This window comes from Actinoplanes italicus, assembly GCF_003001815.1.
In the GTDB taxonomy this organism is placed as follows: Bacteria; Actinomycetota; Actinomycetes; order Mycobacteriales; family Micromonosporaceae; genus Actinoplanes; species Actinoplanes italicus.
In genome coordinates this window covers 23,216-50,179 of record NZ_PVMZ01000044.1, presented here as the reverse complement: position 1 = coordinate 50,179, position 26,964 = coordinate 23,216, and the positions used below count along the sequence as shown (strand labels likewise).

Here is a 26,964-nt window from a genome sequence, read left to right as displayed (position 1 = left end):
TCACGCTGTGTGAGCCAGCCGAACGCCGCCGTCGGCGGCGTGCAGTCACGCAGCGCCCCGGCCAGCGTCACCAGCGGCGCCGCCTGATCCAGCAGAAAGGCATCCCGCGCCGCGACCGCGATGTCACGTTCGGCAGCGAGGCCGATCCCGACACGCAGCAACCGCGACTTGCCGATGCCCGGAGGACCGGTCAGCGTGTGCCAGCCGCCGGCGCCGGCGGCGGTGTCGTCCAGGATGCGGGTGAGCAGATCGACCTCGGCGTCACGGCCGTAATGCTTAGACGGGCTGCCTCCTACGACGGAACGACGTGGCGTCTCCGCTCGACTGGAGCTACTGATTACGAGGGGTGCCATCTGATCGGTGTGTATGGCAGTACCTCTCACGCTCCCCGCGCGTGCGGCATCATGCCAGCGCTGTCGCCATTCATCGAGATCGCCGTCACAGGCGCGTACATAGGCGGCCGTTACCTCCCACGTGGGAAGGCGTGTTCCGTTGGCTGCCTCCGACATGACGGACACGGAGAATCCCGTGGCGTAGGCCATCTGCCGATACGGCGGTCGCCCCGCGCGCTGACGCAGTTCTCGCAAGCCCCGGGCGAACGCGGCATACGGGAGGTGGGGAGCAATGGGACGCTCCGGCCTGCCCGTCACTTCCGGTACCCGTTCATCGCTCGTAGCTCCGTGTCGGGGGGTGCCTCGGGAGGGCGACCACCGATACGGAGCCACAAGGCCTGAATAACGGGCATCTGCGCTTTCTGATCTTCGATGTGGCTCAGATCCATTCGACACGTACCGAACCTGTGGACCGGTGAGCGGCTGGCGTTCCACCCACTGATGCCTTCAGCACAGCTTCTGACGTACCGCCATCGTGCCCGGAGACGGGTCCTTGCAGCAACAGACCACCCACCCGGCGTAACACCGCCAGCCCGAACCGGACGAGAGGGCATCGACTGCCGTCGGTGCCCTCTCGTCAGCGGGGCTAGGGCACCGAAGGCGGGCCGAGTTGAAAGAAGGGATAGGCCATGATCGCCAGGGTCAGGAACGCGATGAACGTCGCCCCCGAGGCCGTCACGATCCCCCAGGCGGGCAGGCCCAGTAATGCGGCCAGAAGGCCGGCGATGATCGCCAGAAGCACGGCGATGACAAAGGACACGATGATGTAGCAGGTCTTGCTCATCATGCCGCCGTCTCGACACGCGAGGCGGCAGGAGGGTACGGCGGAGGGCGGCGCGCCGGGAGGCGCGCCGCTGACGTCACTGACACTGGTGGAGGGTCCCTTCGGTCTTGTTGATCGGCTCAGATCCGCTAACCCGTACTGATCTTGCGAACCGGCGGGTGACGGCTGGCACGTCATCCACCGATGTCTTCAGTACAGCGTCCCGCTGATGCGTGGAGCACAGCGCCGGACGTACCCGATATGGTCCCCGGTGACGGTCCTTGCGGCAACCAGCCCATTCCCCTTGAGGGGCCAGCACAAATGCCCGGATCTGCCACTTGGGACAGTCCGGGCATAGTGTGAAGGCCTCCTACGCCAGCGGGAGACCTTCGGCGGGAGCGGATCTGAGCCATCAGAAGACGCCCTCGACGGAGGGAGCCTTAACGGCTTCTCCTCCTGAATGCGAGCATCCTCGGCGGCGACCCGGAACCACATCACGTGTTCACGGGGAATCCCGGGGGATCCGGCCGAACAACCCGCGAACAACTCACTGCCGGCGGCTGCTGCTCGAGGCGATGGCTGCACCTGGATCCACCGCCATCGACTTTAAGCCGGCGGCTCGCCGCATTGACCGGGCGTCTCAGCCGCCGGCGTGTGACAGTCCGAACGCGACCAGGAAACCGGCGACGGTGACCAGCCCGGTCAGCAGGTGCGCGTTCTCGAACGCCTCCGGGATCATCGTGTCGGCGACCATCGCCAGGATCGCGCCGGCGGCCAGGGCCGTGATGCCGGCGAGCACCGCCGCGGGGGCATCGCCGAGCAGGGTGTAGCCGGCAATCGCGGCCAGCGCGCTCACCGCGGCGATGGCGCCCCACAGTCCGAACACGTACCGGCCGCTGCGGCCGGCGGCGCGCATGCCGGCCGCGCTGGACAGGCCCTCGGGCACGTTGCTGATGAACACCGCGGCCACGGTCACGGCGCCGACCGCTCCGCCGCCGAGGAGGCTCGCGCCGATCACTATCGACTCGGGGATGCCGTCGAGCAACGCACCGAGCGCGATGGCCGTACCCGAGCCGGATTGTTGATCTTCTGAAGGTTGTTGGTCGCCGGAGCGCTTGCGGTGCCGGGCGCCGCGTCGGGCCAGCAGGATGTTGCAGCCGGTGTAGGCGATGGCACCGGCGACCGCACCGGCCGTCGTCGGCAGCATCCCGGCCTGCTGGTAGGCCTCGTCGACGAGCTCGAACGCGACCGCCGACATCAGCACGCCGGCACCGAAGCCCATCACCGTCGCGACCACGCGTGGCGGCACGCGGACCAGATAGCCGACGGCCGCGCCGATGAGCAGCGCGGAGCCGGCGAGCAGCCCCCAACCTCCGGCCTGCAACCACTGCGGCATTGGCGTTCCCTCCGGCCGGCACCCGGTGATCCGACCGTGCGTGCATGCCCTGCCGAAGGGGCGGCCAATCGTCGCGCCGGTGTTGCCCGCCGTTCGTGATCACGGTTGGGGTCGGAGGCTGAGCTGGCCGGTGGTGCGATCGTCGGTGTGCTGCCGGGCGTCCGGGTGCTGTCGGGCGCACGCTGATGCTTTCGGTGTGCGCGTGACGTCGTGGACGGCGACGGCAGAAGCACACGCTGCGGATTGATGGACGCGCACTGTCGTCCTGGCGACGATCGGAGCCCTCGGTGCCGCTGCGTGTGCGCCCGCCGCTGCGTGTGCGCCCGCCGCTGCGTGTGCGCCCGCCGCTGCGTGTGCGCCGATCGCTGCACGATCTCGGCGCCCCGGTCGCGGGCACCCGCCCGCCAGGGGAACGGCCGGCGCACCGTCGTGCACATCAACCAGCCAGTTCCACCCCGCCCGGCACCGGCACGCGGTACTCGGATCAGGAACCCGGCTCAGATCACGAACGGCGGCTGCCGTATCAGGGCGATACCGAGCCGAGCACCGCTCCGAAGCCGCCCATCGCGATGACGATGATCGCGGGGATGATGAGGAAGTAGCCGAGGATCAGGCCGGCGATCGCCATGCCGTGGCCGCCGCGTTCGCCGGATCGGGTCTCGCGGATCGCCAGGTGGCCGAGCACCACGGCGATCGCGCAGGGGATGCCGAAGAAGCAGAATCCGCCGAAGAAGCCGATCAGGCCGAACACCAGCGATGTCACGGCGAGCCCGGACGTCGGCGCGACGGCGACCACCATCGGGGGTTGCATCATCATCGGCGGGGGCGGTGGCGCCGACTGCGGCGGCGGGTAGCCGTGCTGCCGGTACTGCGGGGCGGGCTGTCCGGGAACCACCGGCGGCTGTGACCGGTAGTGGCCGTGATGGGGTGGGTACGACAAGGAGATCTCCTGGCAGGCGACATGGAACGGCGCGGCGGAACGGCAGGAGAAGAGCATCCGCCCGTACGGCCTCCGGGTGCCAGAGTGGACGGATGATCGTTGCCGAGGTCGGCCCCTCCGGCGGACCCCGGACGGGGGCCGCCGGAGGGGCCGCGGCTGCGGCGTGAGGCCGGACGATTAGAGCGGATCTCGCGGGGCATCCGCCCTGCCATGACGAAGCTGAGTGAGCCCGTTCTGCAGCGTGCCGGCGTGGTCGACGAACTTCATCAGGTCGGCCGTGAGCTGCGCGAACGTGGGTACGAGTTCACCACGATCACCCCGGCGACGCATGCACGGGTCAATCGGCGGCCGGGTAACGCCGAGGCCCGGGATCTGCGGGACGTGTTCGGGTGGAGCAGGCCGTTCCGTCCGAGGCTGCTGCCGCCGGAGATCCTGGAGCCGCTGCGGGCCGCCGGCGCGGTCGAGGTGTGCGGTTCGTTGTGGCGCAGCAGGGCGCGGTTCTCGTCGTACGACGGTGAGCTTCTCGTGCATTCGGCGTTCCCCACCGACGCCGCCGACGCGGTGTTCCTGGGCCCGGACACGTACCGGATGGCCGATGCCGCCGTCGCGTACGTCGACGAACGCACCGCTCCGATCACGCGGGCCGTCGACGTCGGCTGCGGGACCGGAGCGGGGGCGATCGCGGTCGCCAAGCGGCTGCCGCACGCGGAGGTCCTCGCCGTCGACATCAACGAAACGGCGCTGCGTTACACCGAGGTCAACGCCCGCCTCGCCGGGCTCGGCAACGTCACGCCCCAGGCCGGTGACCTGCTCGACGGTGTCGGCGGCGAGCTGGATCTGACCATCTCGAATCCGCCGTTCATGATCGATCCGGCGGGCCGGACGTACCGCGACGGCGGTGGCCCGCACGGCAACGACCTGTCGCTGCGGCTGATCGACGCCGCTGCCGATCGGCTCCGCCCCGGCGGCGCGCTGGTGCTGTTCACCGGGACCGGCATCGTCGACGGCCGCGACCCGCTGCGCTCGGCGGCCGCCGAGCGGCTTCAGGGCACCGATCTGAGCTGGACGTATCGGGAGGTGGATCCGGACGTCTACGGCGAAGAGCTCGACGGCCCGGCGTACGAGCGTGCCGAACGCATCGCCGTGGTGGTGCTGACCGCCACGCGGCCGCGGTGAGGACGCTCGGCGTCGAGGAGGAGTTCCTGCTGCTCGACGCGCTGACGGGGATGAACCGGCCGGTCGCGGAGCAGGTCGCCGGCGGGCTGGCGGAGCCGATGCGGGCGCGCAGCCGCCGGGAGTTCCGGCCCAGCATGCTGGAGATGGTGACCGGCGTCTGCACCGGCGCCGAGGAGCTCGCGCAGCAGTTGCGTGACGGGCGCCGGGCCGCCGCCCAGGCGGCCCGGGCGGCCGGCGTACTGCTGGTGCCGGTCGGTGCCACACCGGTCGCGGAGCAGGAACGCGCGCCGAGTGACGACCCGCGGTTCCTGGCGATCGAGAGCCACTACGGGCCGATCGCTCGTGATCCGTCCCTGTGCGGCTGCCACATCCACGTCGGTGTCGACGATCCGGCCACGGCCGTGGCGGTCTGCACCCGCCTGCGCGCCGATCTGCCGCTGCTGCAGGCGCTGGCCTGCAACTCGCCGTTGTGGCTCGGCGCCGACACCGGCTACGCCAGCTGGCGTGGTGTCCAGCTGCGGCGCTGGCAGGCGGTCGGGCCGTGGCCGCACGTGACGACGCCCGCCGAGGCCGGCCAGACGATCGCCGCACTGGTCGCCGCGGGCGAGATGATGGACGAATCGATGGTGCTGTGGTGGGCGCGGCCGTCACGCACGTTCCCGACGGTGGAGGTGCGCGTCGCCGACGTCTGCCCGGATGCGGCCGACACGGTGGTGCTCGCCGCCCTGACCAGGGCCATGGTCGACACCGCCGTGGACACGGACGCGCCCCCGGTCTCCGATGTCCTGCTGAACGCGGCGCACGGCAACGCGGCTCGCAGCGGCATGCGGGGCACGCTGCTGGATCCGCGTACCGGCCGGGCGTACCCGGCCTGGGATCTGGTCGGTGAACTGGTCGAGCGGGTCACGCCGGCGCTGAAACGGCACGAGGATCTGGACACGGTCACCACCGGCCTGCAGCGCATCCAGCGGGTCGGTACGGGCGCCGACCGTCAGCGGCGGCTGCTGGCGCAGGGCCTTCTCATCCCGAAGCTGCTGGCGTCGATGGCGCTGTGAACGGCTCGCGCAGCGAGGAACGGCCGGCCTGCCACGCGTCGAACACCGACCGCGCCCACACGGTATCGACGGCCAGCGCACAGCGGGCGCCCCACAGCACCTGCCCGGCGAGTTCCGGCTCACCGGCGGCGAAGGTGGCGCACAGGTCGTTGGCGGCGATCTGTTCGTGCACGGCGTCGGCCTCGACGTGCTCGTCGTAGAACGCGGTCGCGCGCTCGTCGCCGCCGAGGCGGCGCAGCCCGTTGCCGTACCCGCGGTTGGGTAGTGACGAGGTCATCTCGTAGGCGGCCAGGTGGCCGAGGATGGCGCCACGACGCGCCCGGTGCAGGGCGAACAGCGACATCAGGTTGTTGACGGCCAGGGTGGTCGCCGGGACCACGTCGACGTGGGCGCCGTAGGTCAGGTCCAGGCCGAACCACGTCATCGTCTGCTTGAACAGTTCCTGATGCATGCGTTCGGTGACGCCGCCGCCGTACTCGTCGAGCTGGATCTCGATCAGTGCGGCCTTGGCGCGTCCGCCGAGCCGCGGGATCGCGTAGGTGTGCGGGTCAGCCTCACGCAGGTGGTAGACCGAACGGTGGGTGACGAACTCCCGGAACTGTTCGTGCGTGGCGCGGCCGCGCAGATATCCGGACAGTGACGGCCCGTCGTCGGCGGCGACGATCTCGGCCAGCGCGTGCGGGACCGACGCCGGATCGGCCGGCTCGACCGGTCCCACCAGCTCGTGCAGGTACGCCTCGAAGCGCCGTTCCAGTCCCGCGCGGACGCGCAACAGGTCGGGATGCCACTCCCAGCCGTCGTCGACGCCGTCCCAGCCGCGGTACGCCATCTCGTAGCAGATGAACAGCGACAGGTGCAGGTCCTCGTCGCCGTCCGGGGCGACCTCGGGCAGGTGAGAGGAGCCGCCGCCGAGGGCATCGACGAGTGCGGTGGACAACGGACCCCGTGCGGACGGCAGTTTCATGTCGCGGCGAATTCCCGTTTGCGCGAGCACGAAACGGAGATTCACTGGGCCATGACGTCGATCATCACTCCGTACGAGGACGGCCCGCTGATCGTGCGCGGTGACTTCGAGCTGCGTACGCCGGACGGCGAAACGATCGATCCGGCGCGCGGGACGATCGCGCTGTGCCGGTGCGGCAAGTCCGCGGTGAAGCCGTTCTGTGACGGCACCCACAAGACGTTCCGCTTCAAGGCCGGTACCGGCCGTGACACCCCGTCACCGCGTACCGGAGGTGCCGACGACGAGTGACGCACCGGCGGGCAGCCGTCCCGGCGCCCGCTGGACGGTGGCGATCGCCTCGGCGATCCGCTCGCCGAGGCTGTCCGCCTCCGCCGGGCCGGTGAGCCCGCCGAGCAGTTCTCGGGCGAAGCGGCCGGCGATCTCCTCGACGCTCTGCGGGCCGTCGGGCCGATACCAGGTCCAGGCGTAGTTGCACATGCCGAAGACGTGGAAGGCGGTCATCCGCGGGTCGCCGGTGTGCAGGACGCCGCGCTGGGCGCCGTCTTGCAGGATGTCGACGACGATCTGGGTGTAGTCGACGCGCTGTTTGCGCACGAAGTCGTTGAGCTCGCCCTCGAAGTAGCGGATCAGTTCCCGCAGGCAGGCGAGGCTGGCGGCCCGGTCGTCGCGGTGGGCGGCGAGCAGGGCGTAGATCATCGCGACGAGGCGGGACACGGGATCGTCGAGTTCGGCGAGGATGAACCGGGCCTCGGCGAAGCGGCGGGCGAAGTAGGCCTCGTGCAGTTCCCCGAGCAGGGCTTCCTTGCTGCGGAAGTGGTGGACGATGGTGCCCTTGCTCAGGCCGAGCTCGGCCGCGATGTCGCCGAGGCTGGTGTCGGCGTAGCCGCGCTCGGCGACGTGTTCGGCGAACACGCGCAGGATGGCGTCGCGGGAGCTTGCGCGTGCGGGCCGGCCGGTCACCCGCCCACTATACGAAGATCACCGTGGCATCCACCATAACCTTGTTGACCGTACGTGCGGTCAGTTAAGGTCCGTTTCAACACGACGAGGTGGGAGGTTCGGCCGTGACCGGATACGGCGTCACACCGCTGCCCGGGTTGCCCGCCCGGGTCACGATCTGCGAGGTCGGACCCCGCGACGGCCTGCAGAACGAGGCGGCACTGCTGCCCGTCGAGGTCAAGGCCGAGTTCGTCGAACGGCTCGTCGACGCCGGCCACTCCGTCGTGGAGACGACCAGCTTCGTACACCCGAAATGGGTCCCTCAGCTCGCCGACGCCGAGCAGCTGCTGCAACGGCTCACCCTCGCCGACGGTGTCCGCTACCCCGTGCTCGTGCCCAACGAACGCGGCCTCGACCGCGCCCTCGCGCTCGGGGTCCGTGACATCGCCGTGTTCGCCAGCGCCACCGAGACGTTCGCGCGGCGCAACCTGAACCGGACCGTCGACGAGTCACTGGCCATGTTCGCGCCCGTCGTCGAACGCGGCCGTCGTGAGGATCTGCGCGTGCGGGCGTACCTGTCGATGTGTTTCGGGGATCCCTGGGAGGGCGAGGTGCCCGTCGCGCAGGTCGTCGGTGTCGCACAACGCCTGATGGCGATGGGCTGCACCGAACTGAGCCTCGGCGACACCATCGGCGTGGCCACCCCCGGCCGGGTCACCGCGCTGCTCGACACGCTGACCGCCGCCGGCATCGCGACCGCCGACCTCGCGGTGCACTTCCACGACACGTACGGCCAGGCCCTCGCCAACACCCTCGCCGCCCTGCAACGCGGGGTGACGACCGTCGACGCGTCCGCGGGCGGGCTCGGCGGCTGCCCGTACGCCAAGAGCGCCACCGGCAACCTCGCCACCGAAGATCTGCTCTGGCAGCTTGCCGGACTCGGCATCGAGACCGGCGTCGACCTGGGCAGACTGGTCGAGACCAGCGTCTGGATGGCCGAACGGCTCGGCCGCCCCAGCCCGTCACGCACCGTCACCGCACTCGCGGGAACCATCAAAGGGGAGAACCAGTGACGGCACACCCGGTCCTGGGCACACGCGTCGACGCGGGCAGCGAGCAGTTCACCCGCAACGCCGACACCCATCGCGCGCTGGTCGCCGACCTCAACGCCACCCTGGCCACCGCCCGGCTCGGCGGGCCGGAGAAGTCCCGCACCCGGCACGTCGAACGCGGCAAGCTGCTCCCCCGCGACCGCGTCGACACGCTGCTCGACGCGTCGTCGCCGTTCCTCGAGCTGTCGCCGCTGGCCGCACACGGCCTCTACGACGGCCAGGCACCGGCCGCCGGCATGGTCACCGGCATCGGCCGCGTCGCCGGACGTGAGTGCGTGATCGTCGCCAACGACGCGACCGTCAAGGGCGGCACCTACTACCCGATGACGGTCAAGAAGCACCTGCGCGCGCAGGAGGTGGCCCTGCACAACCGGCTGCCCTGCATCTACCTCGTCGACTCCGGCGGCGCGTTCCTGCCGAAACAGGACGAGGTGTTCCCCGACCGCGACCACTTCGGCCGGATCTTCTACAACCAGGCGCAACTGTCCGCCCGGCGCATCCCGCAGATCGCCGCGGTGCTCGGGTCCTGCACCGCCGGCGGCGCGTACGTGCCGGCCATGTCCGACGAGGCCGTCATCGTCCGCGAGCAGGGCACCATCTTCCTCGGCGGACCGCCGCTGGTGAAGGCCGCGACCGGCGAGGTCGTCACGGCCGAACAACTCGGGGGCGGAGACCTTCACGCGCGTACGTCCGGAGTCGTCGACCACCTGGCCGACGACGACGCCGACGCGCTGCGCATCGTCCGCTCCATCGTCTCCACGTTCGGTCCCCGCACCCCCGCGCCATGGCAGCGCGTGCCGGTCGAGGAACCGGCCGTCGACCCGGCCGGCCTCTACGGCGCGGTCCCCACCGACCCGCGCATCCCCTACGACGTGCGTGAGGTCATCGCCCGCGTCGTCGACGGCTCGCGGTTCGGCGAGTTCAAGCCCGACTACGGCACCACGCTGGTCACCGGGTTCGCGCACATCCACGGCCACCCGGTCGGCATCGTCGCCAACAACGGGGTGCTGTTCTCCGAGTCCGCCATGAAGGGCGCGCACTTCATCGAACTGTGCGACCAGCGCGGCATCCCGCTGGTGTTCCTGCAGAACATCACCGGGTTCATGGTCGGGCGTGAGTACGAGGCGGGCGGCATCGCCAAGCACGGCGCGAAACTCGTCACGGCCGTCGCCACGACCCGCGTGCCGAAACTGACCGTCGTCATCGGCGGCTCGTTCGGCGCCGGCAACTATGCGATGTGCGGCCGGGCGTACTCCCCCAGGCTGCTGTTCATGTGGCCCAACGCGCGGATCTCGGTGATGGGCGGTGAGCAGGCCGCCACCGTGCTGGGCACCGTCGGCTCCGGCGCCGCCCCGGACGCGATCCGTGCCCAGTACGAGACCCAGGGCCATCCCTACTACTCCACGGCACGGCTCTGGGACGACGGCGTCATCGACCCGGCCGACACCCGTACCGTGCTGGGGCTGTCCCTGTCCGTCGCCGCCAACGCGCCCCTCGCCGAACCGGCGTTCGGCGTCTTCCGGATGTGAGGGCCATGTTCTCCACCGTTCTTGTCGCCAACCGCGGAGAGATCGCCGTCCGCGTCATCCGTACGCTGCGGCGCCTCGGTATCCGCTCGGTGGCGGTGTACTCCGACGCCGACCGGGACGCGCCGCACGTCACGGCCGCCGACATCGCGGTACGCATCGGCCCGGCACCCGCCGCCCAGTCGTACCTGTCGATCGAGGCCATCATCGACGCCGCCCGCGGCACCGGCGCGCGGGCCGTACACCCCGGTTATGGCTTCCTGTCGGAGAACACCGCCTTCGCCGCCGCCTGCGAGGCAGCCGGACTCACCTTCATCGGCCCCCCGGCCGCCGCCATCGACGCGATGGGCGACAAGATCCGCGCCAAGCAGACCGTCGCCAAAGCCGGCGTGCCCGTGGTACCCGGCTCCGACGGCATCGGCCTGTCCGACGACGAACTCACCGCCGCCATCGACGGCATCGGCTACCCGGTGCTGCTCAAACCGTCCGCGGGCGGCGGCGGCAAGGGCATGCGTGAGGTGCACCGCCCCGACGACCTGGCCGCCGCCCTCGCCAGCGCCCGCCGGGAGGCCCGCGGCTCGTTCGGCGACGACACCCTGCTAGTCGAGCGGCTGATCACCACCCCGCGGCACATCGAGATCCAGGTCCTCGCCGACCGGCACGGCAACGTCACCCACCTCGGCGAACGTGAGTGCTCGCTGCAGCGCCGGCACCAGAAGATCGTCGAGGAGGCGCCGTCGCCGCTGCTCACCGAGCAGCAGCGCCAGGCCATGGGCGCGGCCGCCTGCGACGCGGCCCGCTCCTGCGGCTACGTCGGCGCGGGAACCGTGGAGTTCATCGTGGCCGGGGACCGCCCCGACGACTGGTTCTTCATGGAGATGAACACGCGTCTGCAGGTCGAGCACCCGGTCACCGAGCAGGTGTACGGGGTCGACCTGGTCGAGGCGCAGCTGCGTATCGCCGCCGGTGAGGTGGCCCCGTGGCCGGAGACGCCACGACCGCAGGGCCATGCGATCGAGGTACGGGTGTACGCCGAGGACCCTGCTGCCGGGTTCCTGCCGACCGGAGGGCGGATTCTCGCGCTGCGCGAACCGGACGGGGTGCGCGTCGACTCCGGCGTGGCCGAGGGCGGCGTCGTCGGCTCCGACTACGACCCGATGCTTTCCAAGATCATTTCGTACGGGCGGGACCGCGCCGAAGCCCTCCACAAGCTCGACGCCGCCCTCGCCGGCACCGTGCTGCTCGGCCTCGGCACCAACATCGGCTTCCTGCGCGCCCTGCTCGCCGACCCCGACGTGCGGGCCGGGAACCTCGACACCGGGCTGGTCGGACGCCGCCTCGACGAACTGACCGGTCACGAACTGCCCGACGACGTGCTCAGCCTCGCCACCGGGCTGGCTCTGCTCGATCTGGAGCCCGCCGCGCCCGCGCTCGCCGACCCGTTCGACATTCCGGGCGGCTGGCGCCTCGGCGACCGCGCGTGGACGACCCGGCGCGTCAGTCTCGCCGGACGGGAGCCGGTCGAGATCCGCTACCGGGGCCGGGCCGCTGACGCCGAGATCACCATCGACGGGCGGCCGGTCGCGCGGATCAGCACCTCGGCCGATGGACGGCACACCCATGACGGCGTCACCCGCACGTACGCGTACGCCCGCGACACCGCCGGGGTGCTGTGGATCGGCCGGGACGGGTACAGCTGGGCGCTGCGGGATCACGAGGCGCTCGACAGCACCTCCGGTACCGGCGCCGGGGCCGGCGGGCCGATCCTGTCGCCGATGCCGGGCACGGTCACGGTCGTCGCCGTCGCCGAAGGTGACCGGGTCACCGCCGGGCAGACGGTCGCCGTGGTCGAGGCCATGAAGATGGAACACGCCCTCACCGCCACCGTCGACGGCACCGTCACCGAGCTACGCGCCCGCGTCGGCACCGCCGTCGCCAAGGACGCGATCATCCTGGTCATCGAACCGGCGGGAGGCGACGCACCGAGTCAGGCCCAGTAGGTCCTCATCGCCTTTCGCTTCTCTCTTGACCCTCGACCCCACCCGGCTCCCCGGCGGAGCAGCCCGCTGTGTCGTCGTCGGCGACTACGGCGAGTGCCGGCCGGCCCGCAGGGCGCCTTCTCAGCGGCAGTTGAGTAGGTTTCTCGAACCCGGCAGTACGAACCCGTGGACGCAACCAAACGGGATCGCCACTACCGCCTGCTCCGTTGCGGGCCTTCGGCATGCTCGGCCGAGGCGACCAGCAGGTGGATGAAACCGTAGATCATCGACGGATCCGGGAGCGGGCAGGGACACGCGGAACACGTGACACGACGTGCCCGGGGCCCACCCGTCCGGCAATCGAGAGGGTGCTCCGTGCGACTGGCGAAGACGGCCGAGTTCACGCTGCCGGACGAGGTGGGCGGTCTGATACGGGCGGGGTCGTGTCTGGTATCCGGTGACGGGGTGTTCTACGCAGTCGTGTGGTGGGACGGCGGTGCCCGGTACGCGTTGGTGTCGATCGCCGATCAGGTGGTTCAGACGTTGCTGCTCGACGAGTCGGGTGACCCGTTCGACGCCTATGATGCCCCGGCGCCGGTGTTGCTCGGCGACGGCGCACTCGGCGTGATCGCCGATGCCGGCACGCTGCGGGTGTACGGAACCGATCTGCGGTTGCGGCGTGAGATGGCGATCGCCGGCGACGATGTGCTGCATCGCTTCGCCGAGCACGGGCAGCGGCCACGGGTGTTCGGCCATGCGAGCCGGGGAGCACTCGCGGCCGAGCACGTGGTCGTGCTCGATGAGCCGATCGGGACTGGCAACCCGCGATACCTCGCGTTCCTGCGCGTCGGCGAGACGAGCGCGTCATGGACGCGGATCGGGACTCTCGGCCCGGACGGGTTTCCGGTCGACCGATTCGGCGACGACGAACTGAACCAGAGCCCCGACGTATCGGTCGGCGGCTGCATCATCGGTGATGCGGTCGGCCACAGCGGCAGCATCCTGGTCTGCGTCGAAGGCTCGGACTCCTCGAGCGTGCGCAAGTACGGGGCCGACTTCTTCACCATCACCCGTGTCACGCCGGACGGGACGGTGACCGAGCCGCTCTATCAACAATCGGGATGGAAGCGCCTGCCGGGTAAACACGCCATCAACGGCAAGGTCACCTCCTCGGGTCGCTATGTGCTGCTCACACCGGTGTTCGCGACCGGCGAATGGAAAGGCAGACAACGCCTGTTCGATCTCCGGACAGGCGAAGTCCTCGAACCCGTCCTGCCCCGCGGTGCAGCCAGGATGCGGATCGTCGACCATGCTGGAACAACCTTCTGGCTCAGCGACGGCGCGCAGCGAATCCTGTGCGCCGAAGCCGAGGGCCCACACGGATAGGTCACCACGAAGGTATCCACCGGCGGCCGCAACGCCCTGCCCCTGAGCCGGGCCCAGGTCGGCGGTCGCGGAAACAGCCTGATCCGATCTTCGACGCCCCGGGCCTCAGCGCCGGACGCAGCGTCGGCGCGGTGGCGGCTGCCCTGGCAGACGACATCACCTTGACGCTTATAGCTAACGGCATTAGCCTTCTAGGCAACGACGTTAGCCACCCCTTGGAGGGCATCATGGTCGAGCACCTGAGCATCGCCGGTAACACCATCGCCTACGACGTGACCGGCGAAGGACCGCTGGTGGTGCTCGCTCATGGCATGGGCGACAGCCGCCACTCGTACCGGTTCCTCGCGCCGGCCCTGGTGGCCGCCGGGTACCGGGTCGCCAACATGGACATCCGGGGCTGCGGAGACTCCAGTTCCGACTGGGACGGATACAGCCGCACCGACATCGCCGGTGACCTGGTCGCGCTCGTGCGTCACCTCGGCGGCCCGGCCGTGATCATGGGGCAGTCGATCAGCGGCGGCGCCGCGACGATCGCCGCCGCCACGGCGCCGGAACTGATCAGCGGGGTCATCGAGCTGGCGCCGTTCACCCGCGCACAGGCCATCTCACTGGGCGACCTGATCCGGGTGAAACGCTACCGCGCGGGATTCACCCAGCTCGGCATGACGATGGCCTTCGGAAGCCTGTCGAGCTGGAAGAAGTACCTCGAACTGGCATACCCGGCCAAGCCCGCCGACTGGGCCGGCGAACTCGCGCGCATCGAGACCACCATGAGCAAGCCCGGCCGCATGAAGGTCCTTCAGGCCATGTGCAAGACCAACCCGGGCGACGCCGGCGCACAACTGCCCAACGTCCAGTGCCCGGTCCTGATCATTCAAGGCAGCCTCGACCCCGACTGGGCAGACCCCCGCGCCGAAGGCGAGAAGATCGTCGCCGACCTGCCCGCCGGGCTCGGGCAGCTGGCGATGATCGAGGGCGCCGGCCATTACCCGCACGCACAGACTCCCGACCAGGTGCTCGCCCTTTCGCTGCCCTTCCTCGCCACGGTGCTGACCAATGCCTAGGGCTGGACTGGACCGGGCCACGGTCATCGCCGCCGGCGCCGCCCTGGCCGACGAGGTCGGCTTCACCGGGCTCAGCATGGGACTGCTCGCCGAACGACTCGGCGTCCGGACACCCTCCCTCTACAAGCACGTCGCCAGTCAGGCCGACCTCGGCCACCGGATCGCCGTCCTGGCCCTGAACGAGTTCGCCGATGCCATCCGCGACGCCATCCAGGGGCGGGCCGGCAGGGAAGCACTCGTCTCCGGTGCACACGCGATGCGCAGGTGGGTGCTGGAACACCCCGGCCGGTACGCGGCAGGCAACGCCGCCGTCGTGACCGGGTCCGACGACCCGCTCCTCCCGGCCATCCAGCGGGTGCTCACCTCCTGGTCGGCCATGCTGCACGGATACCACCTGGACCCCGGCCAGGAGATCCACGCCCTGCGGATGCTGCGCAGCATCCTGCACGGATTCGCGACCCTGGAAGCCGCCGGAAGCTTCCAGATCGCCGCCGACATCGACGACAGTTTCACCTGGATGCTCGACTTCATCGACCACGGTCTCAACGCGAACCAGCCTGACCCGCTCACCGCCCGTTGAAGGGCCTCCAGCGCGATGTCGAGCCTTCGAGGGTTTCCCCGAGCACCCTTGGGGCACCGTAGCCTCACTGACCGCCTGACAGGACAGGGAGACCGACCATGAAGTTCGTGACCATCGGATACGGCGACCAGGCCGGCTACGACAGCACCGACCCGGCCGTCCGCAACGCCGCACACGACCACGACGCACGGCTGGTGAAGGAGGGGGTCGTCATGGGCCGCGTCGGCCGGCCGGTCCAGGTCCGCAACCACGACGCCGCCGGGATCACCACCCAACCGGGGCCGTTCATGTCCTCCGGCCTGCCGGTGGCCGGCTTCGCGATGATCGAGGCGGACACCCTCGACGACGCCATCGCCCTGGCATCGCAGTCGCCCTGCGCGGTCGCCCAAGGCGTCATCGAGGTGTGGCCGCTGCAGGAATGACCTCTAGGGTGGACGGCATGGCGCTGGTCATCGACATCAAGGATCCGCTCGCCGTGACCGCCGTCAGCACGATCCGCGCCGGCGACACCGATGCGCTGCGGCGACTGCTCACCGAACGGCCGCAGCTGGCGACAGCCCGGCTCGCCGACCCCGACGGCTCCACGACGCGGACCCTGCTGCACGTGCTGACCGACTGGCCCGGCCTCTTCCCCGGCGGCGCAGCCACCGTCGGCGTGCTGGTCGCCGCGGGCGCCGACGTCAACGCCCGCTTCACCGGCCCGCACACCGAGACACCGCTGCACTGGGCGGCCAGCTGCGACGACGTCGACGTCCTCGACGCGCTGCTGGACGCCGGCGCCGACATCGACGCCGACGGCGCGGTCATCGGCGGCGGGACACCGCTGGACGACGCGGTCGCGTTCACCCAGTGGCGGGCCGCGCAGCGCCTGGTCGACCGCGGAGCACGGACCACGCTCTGGCACGCGGCGGCGCTGGGACTGATGGACCGGCTGCACGGCCACGTCAACGGCCCTCACCGGCCGGCGCCCGCCGAGATCAGCGACGCGCTGTGGGGCGCCTGCCACGGCGGGCGGCTCCCGGCCGCGGAGTTCCTCGTCGACGAGGGCGCCGACGTCAACCGGATCCCCGGCTGGGAACGGCTCACACCCCTCGACGCGGCGATCCGCAGCGGCACCGGCACGGTCGCCGACTGGTTGCGCGGCCGCGGCGCCGTGACGGCCGCCGAACTCGATCAGCGGTAAACGACACCGGCGACGTCGAGCAGGCGGCACATGTCGTGGAAACCCTCCACGCAGAGGTCGACAACAGCGTCGTGGCGGCCGGTCGTCTGGGCGTACTCCAGAAGGAAGTAAGGATCCATCCGCCCGGGATCGTGGATGTCGGCCTCGACGACCACGCCGGTCGCCTCGTTCTCGAACCGGCAGTGCTCGCCGTGCGGGAACAGCGACCAGGTCGCGCCGTCATGCCGCACCTCCTCCGGATCTTCCAGCGCATTCGACCGCTCGACGAGCGCGCACGCCACCGCACGGAACTCGGCGACGAGCCTCTCCAGAGCCGGGAGTACGGCTGAAGCGTCCGCATCACCGACGAGCTGCAGCACGCGCACGATCGGGCCACCGGCCATCGGCGAGGCGAGGACGGCCACATCGGCACCCAGCGCGCTCCGCAGATCCCGCGCGACCGCGGTGGCCTCGGGCATGGTGAGACTCGGGTCGAGCGGGATGGTCAGGCCGTGCCCACGGGCCAGCCGGCGGCGAATGTCGGCGGGATCCGGGGGCTGCACCGTCACACCGCTTCGGCGGGCCGCCGGCGGGCGAGCTGCCACAGCTTGACGATCGCAACGGCGGCCCAGACGCTGTTGAGCACCACGAAGCCCCAGGTGGCGGTGAGCAGTCCCGCCCCGGCCAGCAGGCCGCCGCCGACCAGGTTCAGCAGCTGGTAGGTGACGGTGTCGACGCGCAGCCTTCCGAGCTGGAGCAGCACGAACGCGGCCAGCACCAGGAACGCTCCGGCCAGGGACAGTGTTTGAGCCATCGGCAGAAGCTACTTCACCGGGTCATCACCGTCGCGAAGGCGGGCCGGAATACCGGTTGCCGGCCAGTGATGTTCCGGCGGTCGTGGTGGTCACCGCGGTGATCAAGTACGTCATGCCCTCAGGCAGGCCGGTGATCGTGCATGTCGTGGTGACGGTGGTGCAGGAGTTCCCGCCGGGCTGCACGGTCACGGTGTAACCGGTCAGCGTGCCGTCGCCCAGATCCGAGGGCGCGGTCCAGGACACGGTGATCTGCTGGTTGCCGGTGGTGACGGTGACACCGGCCGGAGGTTGCGGAGCGGCTGAGGGCGGGTTCGCCGGGGGTGGCGGGGCGCCCGGTGATGAGGTCAGCGACACCGCCACCGGGGCTGACCGGTTCGCGATGCCTCCGTCGCCCAACTGACTGGTCTCGTTGAGGCCCCAGCAGTAGGCCTTGGTGTCACTGCCCAGCCCACACGTGAAGTGCCAGCCGGCGGCGAGCTGGGTGAAGGTCACCCCGGCCGGGGTGGTCACCTCTGCCGGCGTCGACCGCTTGAGGGTGTCGCCGTTGCCCAACTGACCGTAGAAACCGTAGCCCCAGCAGTAGGTCCTGGTGTCGCTGCCCAGCCCACAGGTGTGGTTGCTCCCGGCGGCGAGTTGGGTGAAGGTCACCCCGGCCGGGGTGGTCACCGCCACCGGACTCGACCGGTTCACGTTGCCGCCGTCGCCCAGCTGGCCGTGGTCGCCGAAGCCCCAGCAGTAGGCCTTGGCGTCGCTGCCCAGCCCACACATGTGGTAGCCGCCGGCGGTGAGCCGGGTGAAGGTCAGACCCGCCGGGGTGTTCACCGCCACCGGGCTCGACTGAATCCCGGTACCGCCGTCGCCCAACTGACCCTTGCCGCCCATGCCCCAGCAGTAGGCCTTGGTGTCACTGCCCAGCGCACACGTGTGGTTGATGCCGCCGGCGAGCTGGGTGAAGCTCACCCCGGCCGGAGTGGAGACCGCTACCGGACTCGATCGTTCCGGGGTGCCGCCGTTACCCAGCTGGCCGTAGTTGCCGATGCCCCAGCAGTAGGTCTTGGCGTCGCTGCCCAGCCCGCAGGTGTTGCGGTCTCCGGAGGTGAGCTGGGTCAACGTCACCCCGGCCGGAAGGTTCACCGCCCCGGGGTTCGACCGGTTCGCGGTGCCGCCGTCGCCCAGCTGACCGTAGTCACCGAAGCCCCAGCAGTAGGTCTTGGCGTCGCTGCCCAACCCGCACGTGTGGCCTTGCCCGGCGGTCAGCTGGGTGAAGCTCGCCCCCGCCGGGGTGTTCACCATCACCGGGCTCGAACGGTATGTGGTGCGGCCGTCGCCCAACTGCCCCTCGGCACCCCGGCCCCAGCAGTAGGTCCTGGTGTCGCTGCCCAACCCGCACGCGTGGCCGCCCCCGGCGGTGAGCTGCACGATCGGGGTGTCCAGCGCCTGAGCCGCGGCCGGCACGGCGATCACCGCCGCGAGCATCACCGCCACCCCGGCCATGGAGACGATCCTTCGCAGCACACAACCCGTCATCACAGCCTCGCAGAGACCCAGAAACCATCCGGATCAGGTGAGTATCAGGCTGAAAAGACTCCATCCTCAGTGATTCGCTCAAAGCCGCCCGCAGCCGCGGTCCCGGTAGTACAACCAGGCAGGATCAGCACGTGGATTCGACGATCAGCACCGCACAGGCCACCGACTACGACGAGATCATCGCTGTGGTCGACGACTGGTGGGGGCGCCCGGTCGCGGGCCTGCTCCCCCGGTTGTTCCTGGACCACTTCCACCGGACCAGCCTCGTCGCACGGGATTCCGACGGCGCGCTGGCCGGTTTCCTCATCGGCCTGCTCTCGCCGTCGCAGGCGGGTCGCGCCTACATCCATTTCGTCGGCGTCGCGCCCGCGTTCCGCGGTTCCGGCCTCGGACGGCGCCTCTACGAGCGGTTCTTCACGATCGCCCGGGAGGCCGGTTGTGCCGGGGTGGGAGCGATCACCGCGCCCGTGAACACCGGATCGATCGCCTTCCACCAGAGCATGGGATTCACGGTGACCGGCCCGCAACAGGGCTACGACGGACCCGGCAAGGACATGGTCGTCTTCGATCGTCCTCTCTGACGAGGCTTTGTACGACCGCGCCACGGACGGTTCTGTTTGCCGCTGGGCCCGCGTGCCGGCCTGCAGAGGCCCGGCAATCTGACCGCTTCAGCCGTGGTGACGGGTGTGCTCTCCGGCCGGTGGGCCGGCGTCGCCGGGGTCGCGCAGGGCGGGGCCGATGACCAGGGTGGACACGGCGAACATGGCGGCGAACAGCAGCAACGCGATGCCGGGCGCCCACCAGGTGCCGAACCGGCGGCGCAGCCGCAGCAGCATCGGTGTCATGGCGGCCACGCCCAGCACCCCGAACAGCACGGTGCCACCGAGCCCGGCCAGCAACGCCGTCCCGGCGAACAGCCCGGCGTGGTGCAGCAGGTGAGGTGCCAGGCCGGTCGCCGCGCCGAGCACCGCACCGATGCTCCACCGGCCGGCGCGGCGCGGTTCCTCCCGCTCAGCCACGTGCCGCCCCGGTGACATCGGAGGCGGCCGCGGCGTCGACCAGCGCGGTCAACGCGTCGATGACCACCGGGCGCTGCTCGGCGGGGATGTTGCGCAGCAGGGCGGCGAACCGGGCGGCGCGGGCGACCGCCAGCTCACCGGCGGCGCGGCGGCCGTCCGGGGTCAGCTCCAGCCAGACGAGGCGGGCGTCACCGTCACGGTCGGCCCGGCGGACCCAGCCCCGGCCGGTCAGCTGCGACACCAGGCGGCTGACGGTGCTCTTCTCCAGCCGCAGCCGCTCCCCCAGCATGCTCTGCGTCAGTGGCCCGTCGCGGTCCAGTTCGCCGACCGCATGCGCCTCCGAGGTCGGCACCGGCGTTCCGCACGGCGTGCGATCGGGTTGATGCAGGCCGAACGCGCGGACGAACGCGGTGATGCGTGCCTGCAGAGCGAGTGCCTGGTCGAGATCACCTTCGGACATGGTTCGACGATACAACCAATTAGTTCGACCATACAACCATTGATCGTACGATCAGCGCAGCGACTCCCGGAGGGTCTGCTTGGACAGCTTCCCCGTTCCCGTCAACGGGATGGCGTCGAGCACGATGAAGTCGTCCGGCATCCACCAGGAGGCGACCCGGCGCGACAGGTGTTCCCGCAGCTGGTCCACCGCCGTGTCCGCGTCGGCGCGCAGGACGACGAAGGCGACGGGCCGCTCAACCCAGCGGGGATGCTCACGCGCCACGACGGCGACCTGCTCGACGTCCGGGTGGGTGGCGATGGCCGCCTCCAGCTCGACCGACGAGATCCACTCACCACCGGACTTGATCAGGTCCTTGATCCGGTCGACGAGCCGGACGTAGCCGTGCTCGTCGATGGTGGCCAGGTCGCCGGTGCGCAGCCAGCCGTCGGAGGTGAAGCTGCCGGCCTCGTCGTCCCTGAAGTAGCCCGCCGCCACCCATGGCCCGGCCACCTGCAGCTCGCCGACCGACCGGCCGTCGTGCGGCCGGCGCTCGCCCGTGTCGACGTCGACGATGCGCACGCTCACCAGCGGTACGGGCTGGCCCTGCGCGGACGCGACGCGCTCGCGTACGTCATCGTCGAGGCCGTCGTGATGGCTGCGCAGGCCGCCGATCACACCCACGGGGCTGACCTCCGTCATGCCCCAGGAGTGGGTGATGGGCACTCCGACCGCGGCCTGGTACGCCGCCGACAGCTGCGGCGTGACCATCGATCCGCCGCCGAGCAGCAGGCGCAGCGAGGAGCGGTCCCGGTTCTCGAGCGCGGGAAGAAGGTCCGTCCAGACGGTCGGGACGCCGGCCGCCACCGTGACCCGGTGCCGCTGTATGAGATCCGCCAGGTGCGCGGGCCCGGCCGACGGGCCCGGCAGCACGAGATCAGCGCCGGCCATGAGCGCGCCGTAGGGCAGTCCCCATGCGTTCGCGTGGAACATCGGCACGATCGGCAGGACCACGTCGCGTTCACTGATGCCGATCAATCCGGCCGCCAGGGTCCCGAGGCAGTGCAGGACCGTCGACCGATGGCTGTACAGCACGCCCTTCGGGCGCCCGGTCGTCCCCGAGGTGTAGCACAGCCCCGCCGCCAGATTCTCCTCAGCGCCGCTGAAGGTCGCCTCGAACGAGCCCTCGAAGGGTTGAGCCGCGTCGATCAGATCCTCGTAGTGGTGGAAGCGTCCGTCGCCCGGCAGCGCGTGGCCGGTGCCGTCGGGAAGGACCACCCAGTGCCGTACGCCGGGCAACCGGTCCAGGCACGCCTCGACCAGCGGCAGGTGCCGCCGGTCGAGCAGGACGATGTCGTCGCCGGCGTGCTCGATGACGTAGGTCAGGTGCTCGGCCGGCAGCCGGATGTTGAGGGTGTGCAGCACACGCTTGCTGATCGGGACCGCGGCGTACACCTCCAGGTGCCGCCGATGGTTGGCCGCCAGGGTGGCGACCCGGGCTCCCGGCGCGACGCCGAGCGCGGTCAGCGCGGAGGCCAGGCGGCGCACCCGGCGCGCCCACACCCGGTACGAGGTGCGCGTACCGTCGCCGTCGATGACGTGCTTGTCCGCGAACAGCGTCTCGGCCCGCTCGAACAGGTGCGCGATCGTCAACGGCCGCGACTGCATGAGCCCGTCCATGTACAGCTCCTCCGGCATGTGGTCGGCCTACCGTAAGAGCCCGGATCGGCGTACCGGGAGGTGCGCTTCGCCCCCATCTCCGCCGGGGAGGGTGGATGAATCATCCACCGCACGAGACGATGCCGACCATGAGTGAACCGGCAGACGCGGGATCCCGGCCCGGACGCGAACGCGAACTGGCCTCGCTGTACGCCACGGCGAGGGCCCTGACCGCGCTGGGTGACGTCGAGGACGTGCTGGGATCGATCGTCCGGCATGCTCACGACCTGATCGGGACGGACTTCACCTACCTGTCCCTGCTCGGCGACGACGGCTCGCTGAGCATCACGGCCAGCGAGGGCACCATCTCCGCGACGTTCCGATCGGCGCGGATCCCGCCGCACACCGGGCTGGGCGGCAAAGTGGTCGACACGCGCGCAGCGCACTGGGTCGAGCACTACTTCGAGGGCGGCAGGCTACGCCACGATCCCGGCTTCGACGCGGTCGTCGGCGGTGAGGGGCTGGTCGCGCTGCTCGGAGTGCCCCTGCTGGTACGGGACCGGGTGATCGGCGCCCTGTTCGCCGCCCACCGCAGCCGGCGCCGGTTCCGCACCGACGAGATCGCCCTGCTGAGCGCGTTCGCCGACCACGCCGCGATCGCCCTGGACAACGCGCGGTTGTACGAGCAGAGCCGCACCGCGCTGGCCGAGCTGCGGACGGCGTACCGGACCATCGAGGAGCAGATGGCGGTGATGGAGCGGGCGCAGGCCGTGCACGAGGCGCTGACCGGCGTCGTGCTGGCCGGGGGCGGCCCGGCCGTGGTCGCAGGCGAGTTCGCTGGACAGATGGGCGGGCGGGTCGAGATCCTCGACAGCGGCGGGACACTGCTGGCCCGGGCCGGAGCCGGCGACGACACGAGCGGCGGACCGGTGACCGCCGGAGTCGTCGAGCAGGCGCGCCGCACCGGGCGCGCGGTCACCGTGCCGGGACCGGACGGCCGCCGGCACAGCGCGGCGACGGTCCGGGCCGGGGACAGCGTGCTGGGCGCGGTGGTGTGGAGCCAGGACCAGGAGCCGTCAGCCGTCGACGTGCGCAGTCTGGAGCTGGCGTCGCATGTCGTCGGACTGCTGATCCTGAAGGACAACGCCGTCGCCGACGCGGCCGAACGGCTCAGCGGGGAACTGCTCACCGAGCTCATCGTCGCCGGTCCCCAGGTGAGCGCGACGCAGCGTACCCGCGCCCGGTCCCGCGGTGTTGACCTTGATGCGTTGGACGTGGTGGTCGTCGCCGGCGCCGAGGGCGTCTCCGCGGCCGGCCTGGTCCGTCATCTGCATCCGATCGCCCGGCAGGAGGCGGGCCTGGCGGGCGAGCACCTCGGCCAGGCGGTGCTGATCGCCCCGGCCGCGCGGCCCGAGGCCTTCGCCCAGGCGGTCCATCAGCGGCTACGCGCCGAGTACGGCCGGCCCGTCACGGTCGTCTGCGAACGCGTCACCGGGCACGATTGGGCGCGGGCGGTCTCGCGCGCCGCCGGGTGCACGGCCGTGGTCCGGCATCTGGGGGCGCGGGATCTGGGCACCACGACCGACCGGTTCGCGCTGTATGCGCTGGCTTTCGACGCCGACCGTCGCGACGAGCTCGACCGTTTCCTCGCCGACACGATCGGCCCGCTGCTGGACTACGACGCCAGGCGCTCGACCGATCTCGTGGCCACGCTGGACGCCTACTTCGGCAACGACGGCAACCTGCGCCGGACCGCCGAGACCCTGCGGGTTCACCTCAACACGCTGCTCAAACGCCTGGACCGGACCGCCGACGTGCTCGGCCACGACTGGCGGGCCGCCGACGACCTCCCGCTGCGCCTGGCGATCCGGCTCGAGTGCCTCCGGCGTGTGGTGGTTCTTCCGTCCACTGAGCGGCGGTGAACTGTGGACGCTTTTCACCTCTGACAGCGGCGGGTCGCTCCCTACAGTGATGGCGACCACATCGAGGAGAACCGCTTGACAGAGGAGATCACGTGACTGTCGACTCCGACCAGCTCCACGCGATCGCCAGCCGCAAGGCGGCGGTACGCCTGCTGCCGATCCTGTGCCTGGTGTACTTCATGGCCTTCGTCGACCGCACCAACGTCGGCCTCGCCAAGACCGCACTCGGCGCCGACGTCGGCATCAGCGCCGCAGCCTACGGCGCCGGTGCCGGCATCTTCTTCCTCAGCTACGCGCTGCTGGAGGTGCCCAGCAATCTGATCATGTACCGGGTCGGGCCGCGCCGCTGGATCACCCGTATCGCGCTGACGTGGGGCGCCATCTGTGCCTGCATGATGTTCGTGCAGGGCGAGGTCTCCTTCTACATCCTGCGGTTCCTGCTGGGAGCCGCCGAGGCCGGTCTGTTCCCGGCCCTGATGTACGTGGTCACTCTCTGGTTCTCCCAGAAGCAGCGGGTCAGCGTGGTCGGTGTCCTGTACCTGGCTGTCTGCGCCGGCCTCGGGCTCGGTGCCCCGCTGGGCGGCGCGATCATGGAACTGCACGGCGCCGGCGGGATGTACGGCTGGCAGTGGATGTTCCTCGTCGAGGGCCTGATCACGCTCGTGGTCGCCGGCATCTTCTGGTTGACGGTGCCTGACCGGCCCTCCGACGCGAAATGGCTGTCACCGCAGGAAGCCGCGGTGCTCGACGAGCGGGCCGCGGCGGGCGGCGCACCCGCGCACACCACCCTGAAGGGCAACCTGATGGTGGCGTTCGGCCGGCCGTTCATCATCGCGCTCGCGGTGATCTACTTCGCCAACCAGGTCAACAGCGTGGCGATCCAGTACAACTTCCCCTCGATCGTCCAGAGCCTCGGCGTCGAGGGATCGTTCCGGATCGGCGTGGTCAGCGGCAGCATCGGCATCGGCGCCCTCATCGGCGTACTGGCGATCCCGTGGCTGCACCGGCGGGCCGCAGGGGAGCTCACCGTGCTCACCGGCGTCACGGTGGCGACCGCCGTCGTCGCCGGGATCTACACCGTCACCGACGCGGCGGTCGCCCGCATCCTGCTGATCGACGTCGCGATGATGCTGCTCATCGGGATCCTGCCGGTGTACTGGTCGGTGGCGATGGCACGGATGTCCGGGCTGATGGCCGCGGCGGGACTCGCGTTCATCAACACCGTCGGCCTGCTCGGCGGGTTCACCGGACCCTACCTGTACGGCTACGCCGAGGGCCGCGGCAGCGAGGCCGGCGGTCACGCCGTGCTGCTGGGCGCCGCCGTGCTCGGCATGCTGCTGGTCCCGCTGCTGGCGCTCGCGCTCCGCTCCGAGAACCGCAAACGCGCCACCGCCCCGCTGATGGAGGACGCCCGATGATCACGAGACGAGTCCTCGCGGCGCTCGCCGGCCTGCTCCTCGCCGCCGTATCCCTCACACCGGTACAGGCCGGCGGGCGTGACAGCGGCGCGCTCCGGCACACCACCCTCGGCACGATCCGGGGCAACGCCCACTCGTGGCTGGGCATCCCCTACGCCGAACCGCCCGTCGGCGCCCTGCGCTGGCGCGCACCGGTCACCCACCGGCCGTGGAAGGGCGTCCGCGACACCACCGCGTACGGCAACGGCTGCATCCAGCAGGGCCGCCTCTTCAGCCCGGCGCCCAGCGGTCCGCACTACGGCCTCGACATCCGCGACGGCCTGGGCAAACCCGTCGGCGCCGAGGACTGCCTCACCCTCAACGTCTACCGCCCCGCCACCCGGCAGCAGAAGCTCCCCGTCATCGTGTTCATCCACGGCGGCAGCAACGTGGTCGGCTACTCCGCCGACCCCATGTACGACGGCAACGCCCTGGCCCGCCGCGCCAATGCCGTGGTCGTCACCGTCAACTACCGGCTCGGCTCCTTCGGATGGCTCGACCTGCCCCAGCTCAAGACCGGCGACCCGGTCAACGACTCGGGGAACTTCGGAACCCTGGACCAGATCGAGGCCCTGCGTTTCGTGCACCGCAACGCCGCGGCCTTCGGCGGCGACCCGTCGAACGTGACCGCCATGGGCGAGTCCGCGGGCGCCGTCAACGTGTGGGCGCTGCTGGTGTCGCCGCTGGCCAAGGGCCTGATCGACAAGGTGATCCCGCTCAGCGGCGGACTGCTGTTCTCCACCCCCGCCCGCGCCCGCACCTACGCCGACGCCCTCGTCACCGCGGCCGTCGGCAACTCCGGAAACCCGGACGAGGACGTGCGCCGGCTGCGGCAGCTGCCCGCCGCCGACGTCATCCGCGCCCAGGTGACCCGCGGCGCCGCCGTCGGCGATCCACCCGCGGTGATCGCCGACGGCACGGTCCTCCCGGCCGACTACCACGCCGCCATCAGCACCGGGGCGTTCGCCGGCATCCCCGTCCTGGCCGGGAACACCCTCGAGGAGGGCAAACTGTTCGGCGCCCTCGTGGGCGCGTACCGGCCGAGCGACTACGAACGCTTCACCCGCCAATACTTCTTCAACCCCGACAGACCTTCGCCGTACGGGGTACGCGACTTCATCAGCGACGCCTACCTTCCCGCCGACGCCCCCGGCGGCTGGAACGACGCGGCCCAGCAGCTGACCGACGCCATCTTCACCGGCATCGTCCACGACTCGATGAACTCGATGCTCGCCGCCGGCAACAGGAACCTGTACTACTACCAGTTCGGCTGGAACCAGGAGCCGGCCCCGTTCGACGTCGTCTACGGCGCCAGCCACGCCATGGACCTGCCGTTCGTGTTCGGCACCTTCGACGAGGGAGTGTTCGCGTTCGCCTTCAGCCGCCGCAACGCTCCCGGCCGGCTGCAACTGTCCGGCCTGATGATGGACGGCATCGCCACGTTCGTCCGCACCGGACGCCCGCAGCACCGGGTCCTCGGCTCACGCTGGGACCAGTGGCCCCGCAGCCTCGTCCTCGACGCCGGCGACCGCGCCGCGACCGCGCGACCCGGCTCGGTCACCCCATAGCCCGCGGGGCCTCCGCCACCCGTGCGGCGGCCCCGCGCAGTCCTCCGGCGTCGGCCATCGGGCCTCCCTCGGAGCCGTCGGATCCACCTCCCGGCACTCATCCCGGCCGAGGGGCGCCACCGAC

The 26,964-nt window shown here is 70.7% G+C and carries 27 protein-coding genes and 1 pseudogene; 15 read left to right on the top strand and 13 right to left on the bottom strand.

Annotated features, from left to right (window positions below):
• The 5 genes and pseudogenes from CLV67_RS50090 to CLV67_RS50070 form a co-directional block, all read right to left on the bottom strand.
• Window positions 1-353: ATP-binding protein (locus CLV67_RS50090; protein ID WP_146169653.1), on the bottom strand; the 353-nt coding region annotated here is incomplete at its 3' end.
• Window positions 354-434: 81 nt separating this feature from the next.
• Window positions 435-650: pseudogene (locus CLV67_RS54525) on the bottom strand (helix-turn-helix domain-containing protein); the annotation flags it as partial.
• Window positions 651-978: 328 nt separating this feature from the next.
• Window positions 979-1,179, bottom strand: coding sequence for a hypothetical protein (locus CLV67_RS50080; protein WP_106331074.1), 201 nt, complete (start codon window positions 1,177-1,179; stop codon window positions 979-981).
• Window positions 1,180-1,795: 616 nt separating this feature from the next.
• The gene (locus CLV67_RS50075) at window positions 1,796-2,551 is read right to left on the bottom strand and encodes a ZIP family metal transporter (protein ID WP_106331073.1); all 756 of its coding nucleotides are present in this window, start codon (window positions 2,549-2,551) and stop codon (window positions 1,796-1,798) included.
• 523 nt (window positions 2,552-3,074) lie between these two features.
• Complete coding sequence (locus CLV67_RS50070; protein ID WP_170154321.1) at window positions 3,075-3,491, bottom strand: DUF4190 domain-containing protein; 417 nt, start codon at window positions 3,489-3,491, stop codon at window positions 3,075-3,077.
• Window positions 3,492-3,701: 210 nt separating this feature from the next.
• On the opposite strand from CLV67_RS50070, the gene CLV67_RS50065 reads away from it, so the two are divergent.
• Both CLV67_RS50065 and CLV67_RS50060 read left to right on the top strand, forming a co-directional pair.
• Window positions 3,702-4,667, top strand: a complete 966-nt coding sequence (locus CLV67_RS50065) for a N5-glutamine methyltransferase family protein (RefSeq protein WP_106331071.1) — start codon at window positions 3,702-3,704, stop codon at window positions 4,665-4,667.
• Window positions 4,664-5,722 carry a carboxylate-amine ligase gene (locus CLV67_RS50060; protein WP_106331070.1) on the top strand — a complete coding sequence of 353 codons (1,059 nt, stop codon included), beginning with the start codon at window positions 4,664-4,666 and terminating at the stop codon, window positions 5,720-5,722. Before CLV67_RS50065 ends, CLV67_RS50060 begins: the two co-directional genes overlap by 4 nt.
• On the opposite strand, the gene CLV67_RS50055 is transcribed toward CLV67_RS50060, so the two are convergent.
• The gene (locus CLV67_RS50055) at window positions 5,688-6,686 is read right to left on the bottom strand and encodes an iron-containing redox enzyme family protein (RefSeq protein WP_106331080.1); all 999 of its coding nucleotides are present in this window, start codon (window positions 6,684-6,686) and stop codon (window positions 5,688-5,690) included. The two genes, CLV67_RS50060 and CLV67_RS50055, sit on opposite strands and share 35 nt — an antisense overlap.
• A 51-nt stretch (window positions 6,687-6,737) precedes the next feature.
• On the opposite strand from CLV67_RS50055, the gene CLV67_RS50050 reads away from it, so the two are divergent.
• The gene (locus CLV67_RS50050) at window positions 6,738-6,974 is read left to right on the top strand and encodes a CDGSH iron-sulfur domain-containing protein (protein WP_106331069.1); all 237 of its coding nucleotides are present in this window, start codon (window positions 6,738-6,740) and stop codon (window positions 6,972-6,974) included.
• Here CLV67_RS50050 and CLV67_RS50045 read toward each other — a convergent pair.
• On the bottom strand, window positions 6,942-7,646 hold the full coding sequence (locus tag CLV67_RS50045) for a TetR/AcrR family transcriptional regulator (RefSeq protein WP_106331068.1): 705 nt from the start codon (window positions 7,644-7,646) through the stop codon (window positions 6,942-6,944). The two genes, CLV67_RS50050 and CLV67_RS50045, sit on opposite strands and share 33 nt — an antisense overlap.
• Before the next feature lie 104 nt (window positions 7,647-7,750).
• Here CLV67_RS50045 and CLV67_RS50040 point away from each other — a divergent pair, with 104 nt between their 5' ends.
• From CLV67_RS50040 to CLV67_RS50005, 8 genes are all read left to right on the top strand, one after another.
• Window positions 7,751-8,698 (top strand): hydroxymethylglutaryl-CoA lyase, encoded by a 948-nt coding sequence (locus CLV67_RS50040; RefSeq protein WP_106331067.1) that lies wholly within the window; start codon window positions 7,751-7,753, stop codon window positions 8,696-8,698.
• A complete protein-coding gene (locus CLV67_RS50035) occupies window positions 8,695-10,266 on the top strand; it encodes a carboxyl transferase domain-containing protein (RefSeq protein WP_106331066.1) in 1,572 nt (523 codons plus the stop codon). Before CLV67_RS50040 ends, CLV67_RS50035 begins: the two co-directional genes overlap by 4 nt.
• Window positions 10,267-10,271: 5 nt before the next feature.
• Window positions 10,272-12,263: an acetyl/propionyl/methylcrotonyl-CoA carboxylase subunit alpha gene (locus CLV67_RS50030; protein ID WP_106331065.1), complete on the top strand. Its 1,992-nt coding sequence runs from the start codon at window positions 10,272-10,274 to the stop codon at window positions 12,261-12,263.
• Between the two features lie 354 nt (window positions 12,264-12,617).
• Window positions 12,618-13,628: a hypothetical protein gene (locus tag CLV67_RS50025; RefSeq protein WP_106331064.1), complete on the top strand. Its 1,011-nt coding sequence runs from the start codon at window positions 12,618-12,620 to the stop codon at window positions 13,626-13,628.
• A 227-nt stretch (window positions 13,629-13,855) separates the two neighbouring features.
• Complete coding sequence (locus CLV67_RS50020; RefSeq protein ID WP_106331079.1) at window positions 13,856-14,692, top strand: alpha/beta fold hydrolase; 837 nt, start codon at window positions 13,856-13,858, stop codon at window positions 14,690-14,692.
• The gene (locus CLV67_RS50015; RefSeq protein ID WP_106331063.1) at window positions 14,685-15,272 is read left to right on the top strand and encodes a TetR/AcrR family transcriptional regulator; all 588 of its coding nucleotides are present in this window, start codon (window positions 14,685-14,687) and stop codon (window positions 15,270-15,272) included. Before CLV67_RS50020 ends, CLV67_RS50015 begins: the two co-directional genes overlap by 8 nt.
• Window positions 15,273-15,370: 98 nt before the next feature.
• Window positions 15,371-15,694 (top strand): YciI family protein, encoded by a 324-nt coding sequence (locus CLV67_RS50010; protein WP_106331062.1) that lies wholly within the window; start codon window positions 15,371-15,373, stop codon window positions 15,692-15,694.
• 17 nt (window positions 15,695-15,711) lie between these two features.
• Window positions 15,712-16,455, top strand: coding sequence for an ankyrin repeat domain-containing protein (locus CLV67_RS50005; protein ID WP_239166969.1), 744 nt, complete (start codon window positions 15,712-15,714; stop codon window positions 16,453-16,455).
• Here the strand turns inward: CLV67_RS50005 and CLV67_RS50000 are convergent.
• From CLV67_RS50000 to CLV67_RS49990, 3 genes are read right to left on the bottom strand one after another with little or no spacing between them, the layout of a single operon-like run.
• Complete coding sequence (locus CLV67_RS50000) at window positions 16,446-16,997, bottom strand: DUF6896 domain-containing protein (RefSeq protein ID WP_146169651.1); 552 nt, start codon at window positions 16,995-16,997, stop codon at window positions 16,446-16,448. The genes CLV67_RS50005 and CLV67_RS50000 overlap by 10 nt on opposite strands.
• 2 nt (window positions 16,998-16,999) lie before the next feature.
• Window positions 17,000-17,248, bottom strand: a complete 249-nt coding sequence (locus tag CLV67_RS49995; RefSeq protein ID WP_106331059.1) for a CBU_0592 family membrane protein — start codon at window positions 17,246-17,248, stop codon at window positions 17,000-17,002.
• A 25-nt stretch (window positions 17,249-17,273) separates the two neighbouring features.
• Window positions 17,274-18,743, bottom strand: coding sequence for an RCC1 domain-containing protein (locus tag CLV67_RS49990; RefSeq protein WP_170154320.1), 1,470 nt, complete (start codon window positions 18,741-18,743; stop codon window positions 17,274-17,276).
• Window positions 18,744-18,907: 164 nt separating this feature from the next.
• Here CLV67_RS49990 and CLV67_RS49985 point away from each other — a divergent pair, with 164 nt between their 5' ends.
• Window positions 18,908-19,357 (top strand): GNAT family N-acetyltransferase, encoded by a 450-nt coding sequence (locus CLV67_RS49985; RefSeq protein WP_106331057.1) that lies wholly within the window; start codon window positions 18,908-18,910, stop codon window positions 19,355-19,357.
• Window positions 19,358-19,444: 87 nt separating this feature from the next.
• On the opposite strand, the gene CLV67_RS49980 is transcribed toward CLV67_RS49985, so the two are convergent.
• From CLV67_RS49980 to CLV67_RS49970, 3 genes are read right to left on the bottom strand one after another with little or no spacing between them, the layout of a single operon-like run.
• Window positions 19,445-19,795, bottom strand: coding sequence for a hypothetical protein (locus CLV67_RS49980; RefSeq protein ID WP_146169650.1), 351 nt, complete (start codon window positions 19,793-19,795; stop codon window positions 19,445-19,447).
• Window positions 19,788-20,255: a MarR family winged helix-turn-helix transcriptional regulator gene (locus tag CLV67_RS49975; RefSeq protein WP_106331055.1), complete on the bottom strand. Its 468-nt coding sequence runs from the start codon at window positions 20,253-20,255 to the stop codon at window positions 19,788-19,790. Before CLV67_RS49975 ends, CLV67_RS49980 begins: the two co-directional genes overlap by 8 nt.
• 51 nt (window positions 20,256-20,306) lie before the next feature.
• Window positions 20,307-21,932, bottom strand: a complete 1,626-nt coding sequence (locus tag CLV67_RS49970) for a long-chain fatty acid--CoA ligase (RefSeq protein ID WP_239166970.1) — start codon at window positions 21,930-21,932, stop codon at window positions 20,307-20,309.
• Window positions 21,933-22,042: 110 nt separating this feature from the next.
• Between CLV67_RS49970 and CLV67_RS49965 the strand changes: the two genes are divergently transcribed.
• The 3 genes from CLV67_RS49965 to CLV67_RS49955 all read left to right on the top strand — a co-directional run bounded on the left by CLV67_RS49965 (window position 22,043) and on the right by CLV67_RS49955 (window position 26,840).
• Window positions 22,043-23,815: a helix-turn-helix domain-containing protein gene (locus CLV67_RS49965; protein WP_106331077.1), complete on the top strand. Its 1,773-nt coding sequence runs from the start codon at window positions 22,043-22,045 to the stop codon at window positions 23,813-23,815.
• Between the two features lie 92 nt (window positions 23,816-23,907).
• Window positions 23,908-25,233, top strand: coding sequence for an MFS transporter (locus tag CLV67_RS49960; protein WP_106331054.1), 1,326 nt, complete (start codon window positions 23,908-23,910; stop codon window positions 25,231-25,233).
• Window positions 25,230-26,840, top strand: a complete 1,611-nt coding sequence (locus tag CLV67_RS49955) for a carboxylesterase/lipase family protein (RefSeq protein WP_106331053.1) — start codon at window positions 25,230-25,232, stop codon at window positions 26,838-26,840. The genes CLV67_RS49960 and CLV67_RS49955 overlap by 4 nt, the downstream gene beginning before the upstream one ends.
• Window positions 26,841-26,964: the final 124 nt, after the last annotated feature.

Bases quoted from the DNA above. Each gene is read 5' to 3' on its own strand.
- CLV67_RS49970 (WP_239166970.1), bottom strand. From the start codon at position 21,932: ATGCCGGAGGAGCTGTACATGGACGGGCTCATGCAGTCGCGGCCGTTG.
- CLV67_RS50065 (WP_106331071.1), top strand. From the start codon at position 3,702: ATGACGAAGCTGAGTGAGCCCGTTCTGCAGCGTGCCGGCGTGGTCGAC.
- CLV67_RS49975 (WP_106331055.1), bottom strand. From the start codon at position 20,255: ATGTCCGAAGGTGATCTCGACCAGGCACTCGCTCTGCAGGCACGCATC.
- CLV67_RS50075 (WP_106331073.1), bottom strand. From the start codon at position 2,551: ATGCCGCAGTGGTTGCAGGCCGGAGGTTGGGGGCTGCTCGCCGGCTCC.
- CLV67_RS50015 (WP_106331063.1), top strand. From the start codon at position 14,685: ATGCCTAGGGCTGGACTGGACCGGGCCACGGTCATCGCCGCCGGCGCC.
- CLV67_RS50080 (WP_106331074.1), bottom strand. From the start codon at position 1,179: ATGATGAGCAAGACCTGCTACATCATCGTGTCCTTTGTCATCGCCGTG.
- CLV67_RS50010 (WP_106331062.1), top strand. From the start codon at position 15,371: ATGAAGTTCGTGACCATCGGATACGGCGACCAGGCCGGCTACGACAGC.
- CLV67_RS49965 (WP_106331077.1), top strand. From the start codon at position 22,043: ATGAGTGAACCGGCAGACGCGGGATCCCGGCCCGGACGCGAACGCGAA.
- CLV67_RS49955 (WP_106331053.1), top strand. From the start codon at position 25,230: ATGATCACGAGACGAGTCCTCGCGGCGCTCGCCGGCCTGCTCCTCGCC.
- CLV67_RS50030 (WP_106331065.1), top strand. From the start codon at position 10,272: ATGTTCTCCACCGTTCTTGTCGCCAACCGCGGAGAGATCGCCGTCCGC.
- CLV67_RS50055 (WP_106331080.1), bottom strand. From the start codon at position 6,686: ATGAAACTGCCGTCCGCACGGGGTCCGTTGTCCACCGCACTCGTCGAT.
- CLV67_RS50050 (WP_106331069.1), top strand. From the start codon at position 6,738: ATGACGTCGATCATCACTCCGTACGAGGACGGCCCGCTGATCGTGCGC.
- CLV67_RS50005 (WP_239166969.1), top strand. From the start codon at position 15,712: ATGGCGCTGGTCATCGACATCAAGGATCCGCTCGCCGTGACCGCCGTC.
- CLV67_RS49990 (WP_170154320.1), bottom strand. From the start codon at position 18,743: ATGGCCGGGGTGGCGGTGATGCTCGCGGCGGTGATCGCCGTGCCGGCC.
- CLV67_RS49995 (WP_106331059.1), bottom strand. From the start codon at position 17,248: ATGGCTCAAACACTGTCCCTGGCCGGAGCGTTCCTGGTGCTGGCCGCG.
- CLV67_RS50020 (WP_106331079.1), top strand. From the start codon at position 13,856: ATGGTCGAGCACCTGAGCATCGCCGGTAACACCATCGCCTACGACGTG.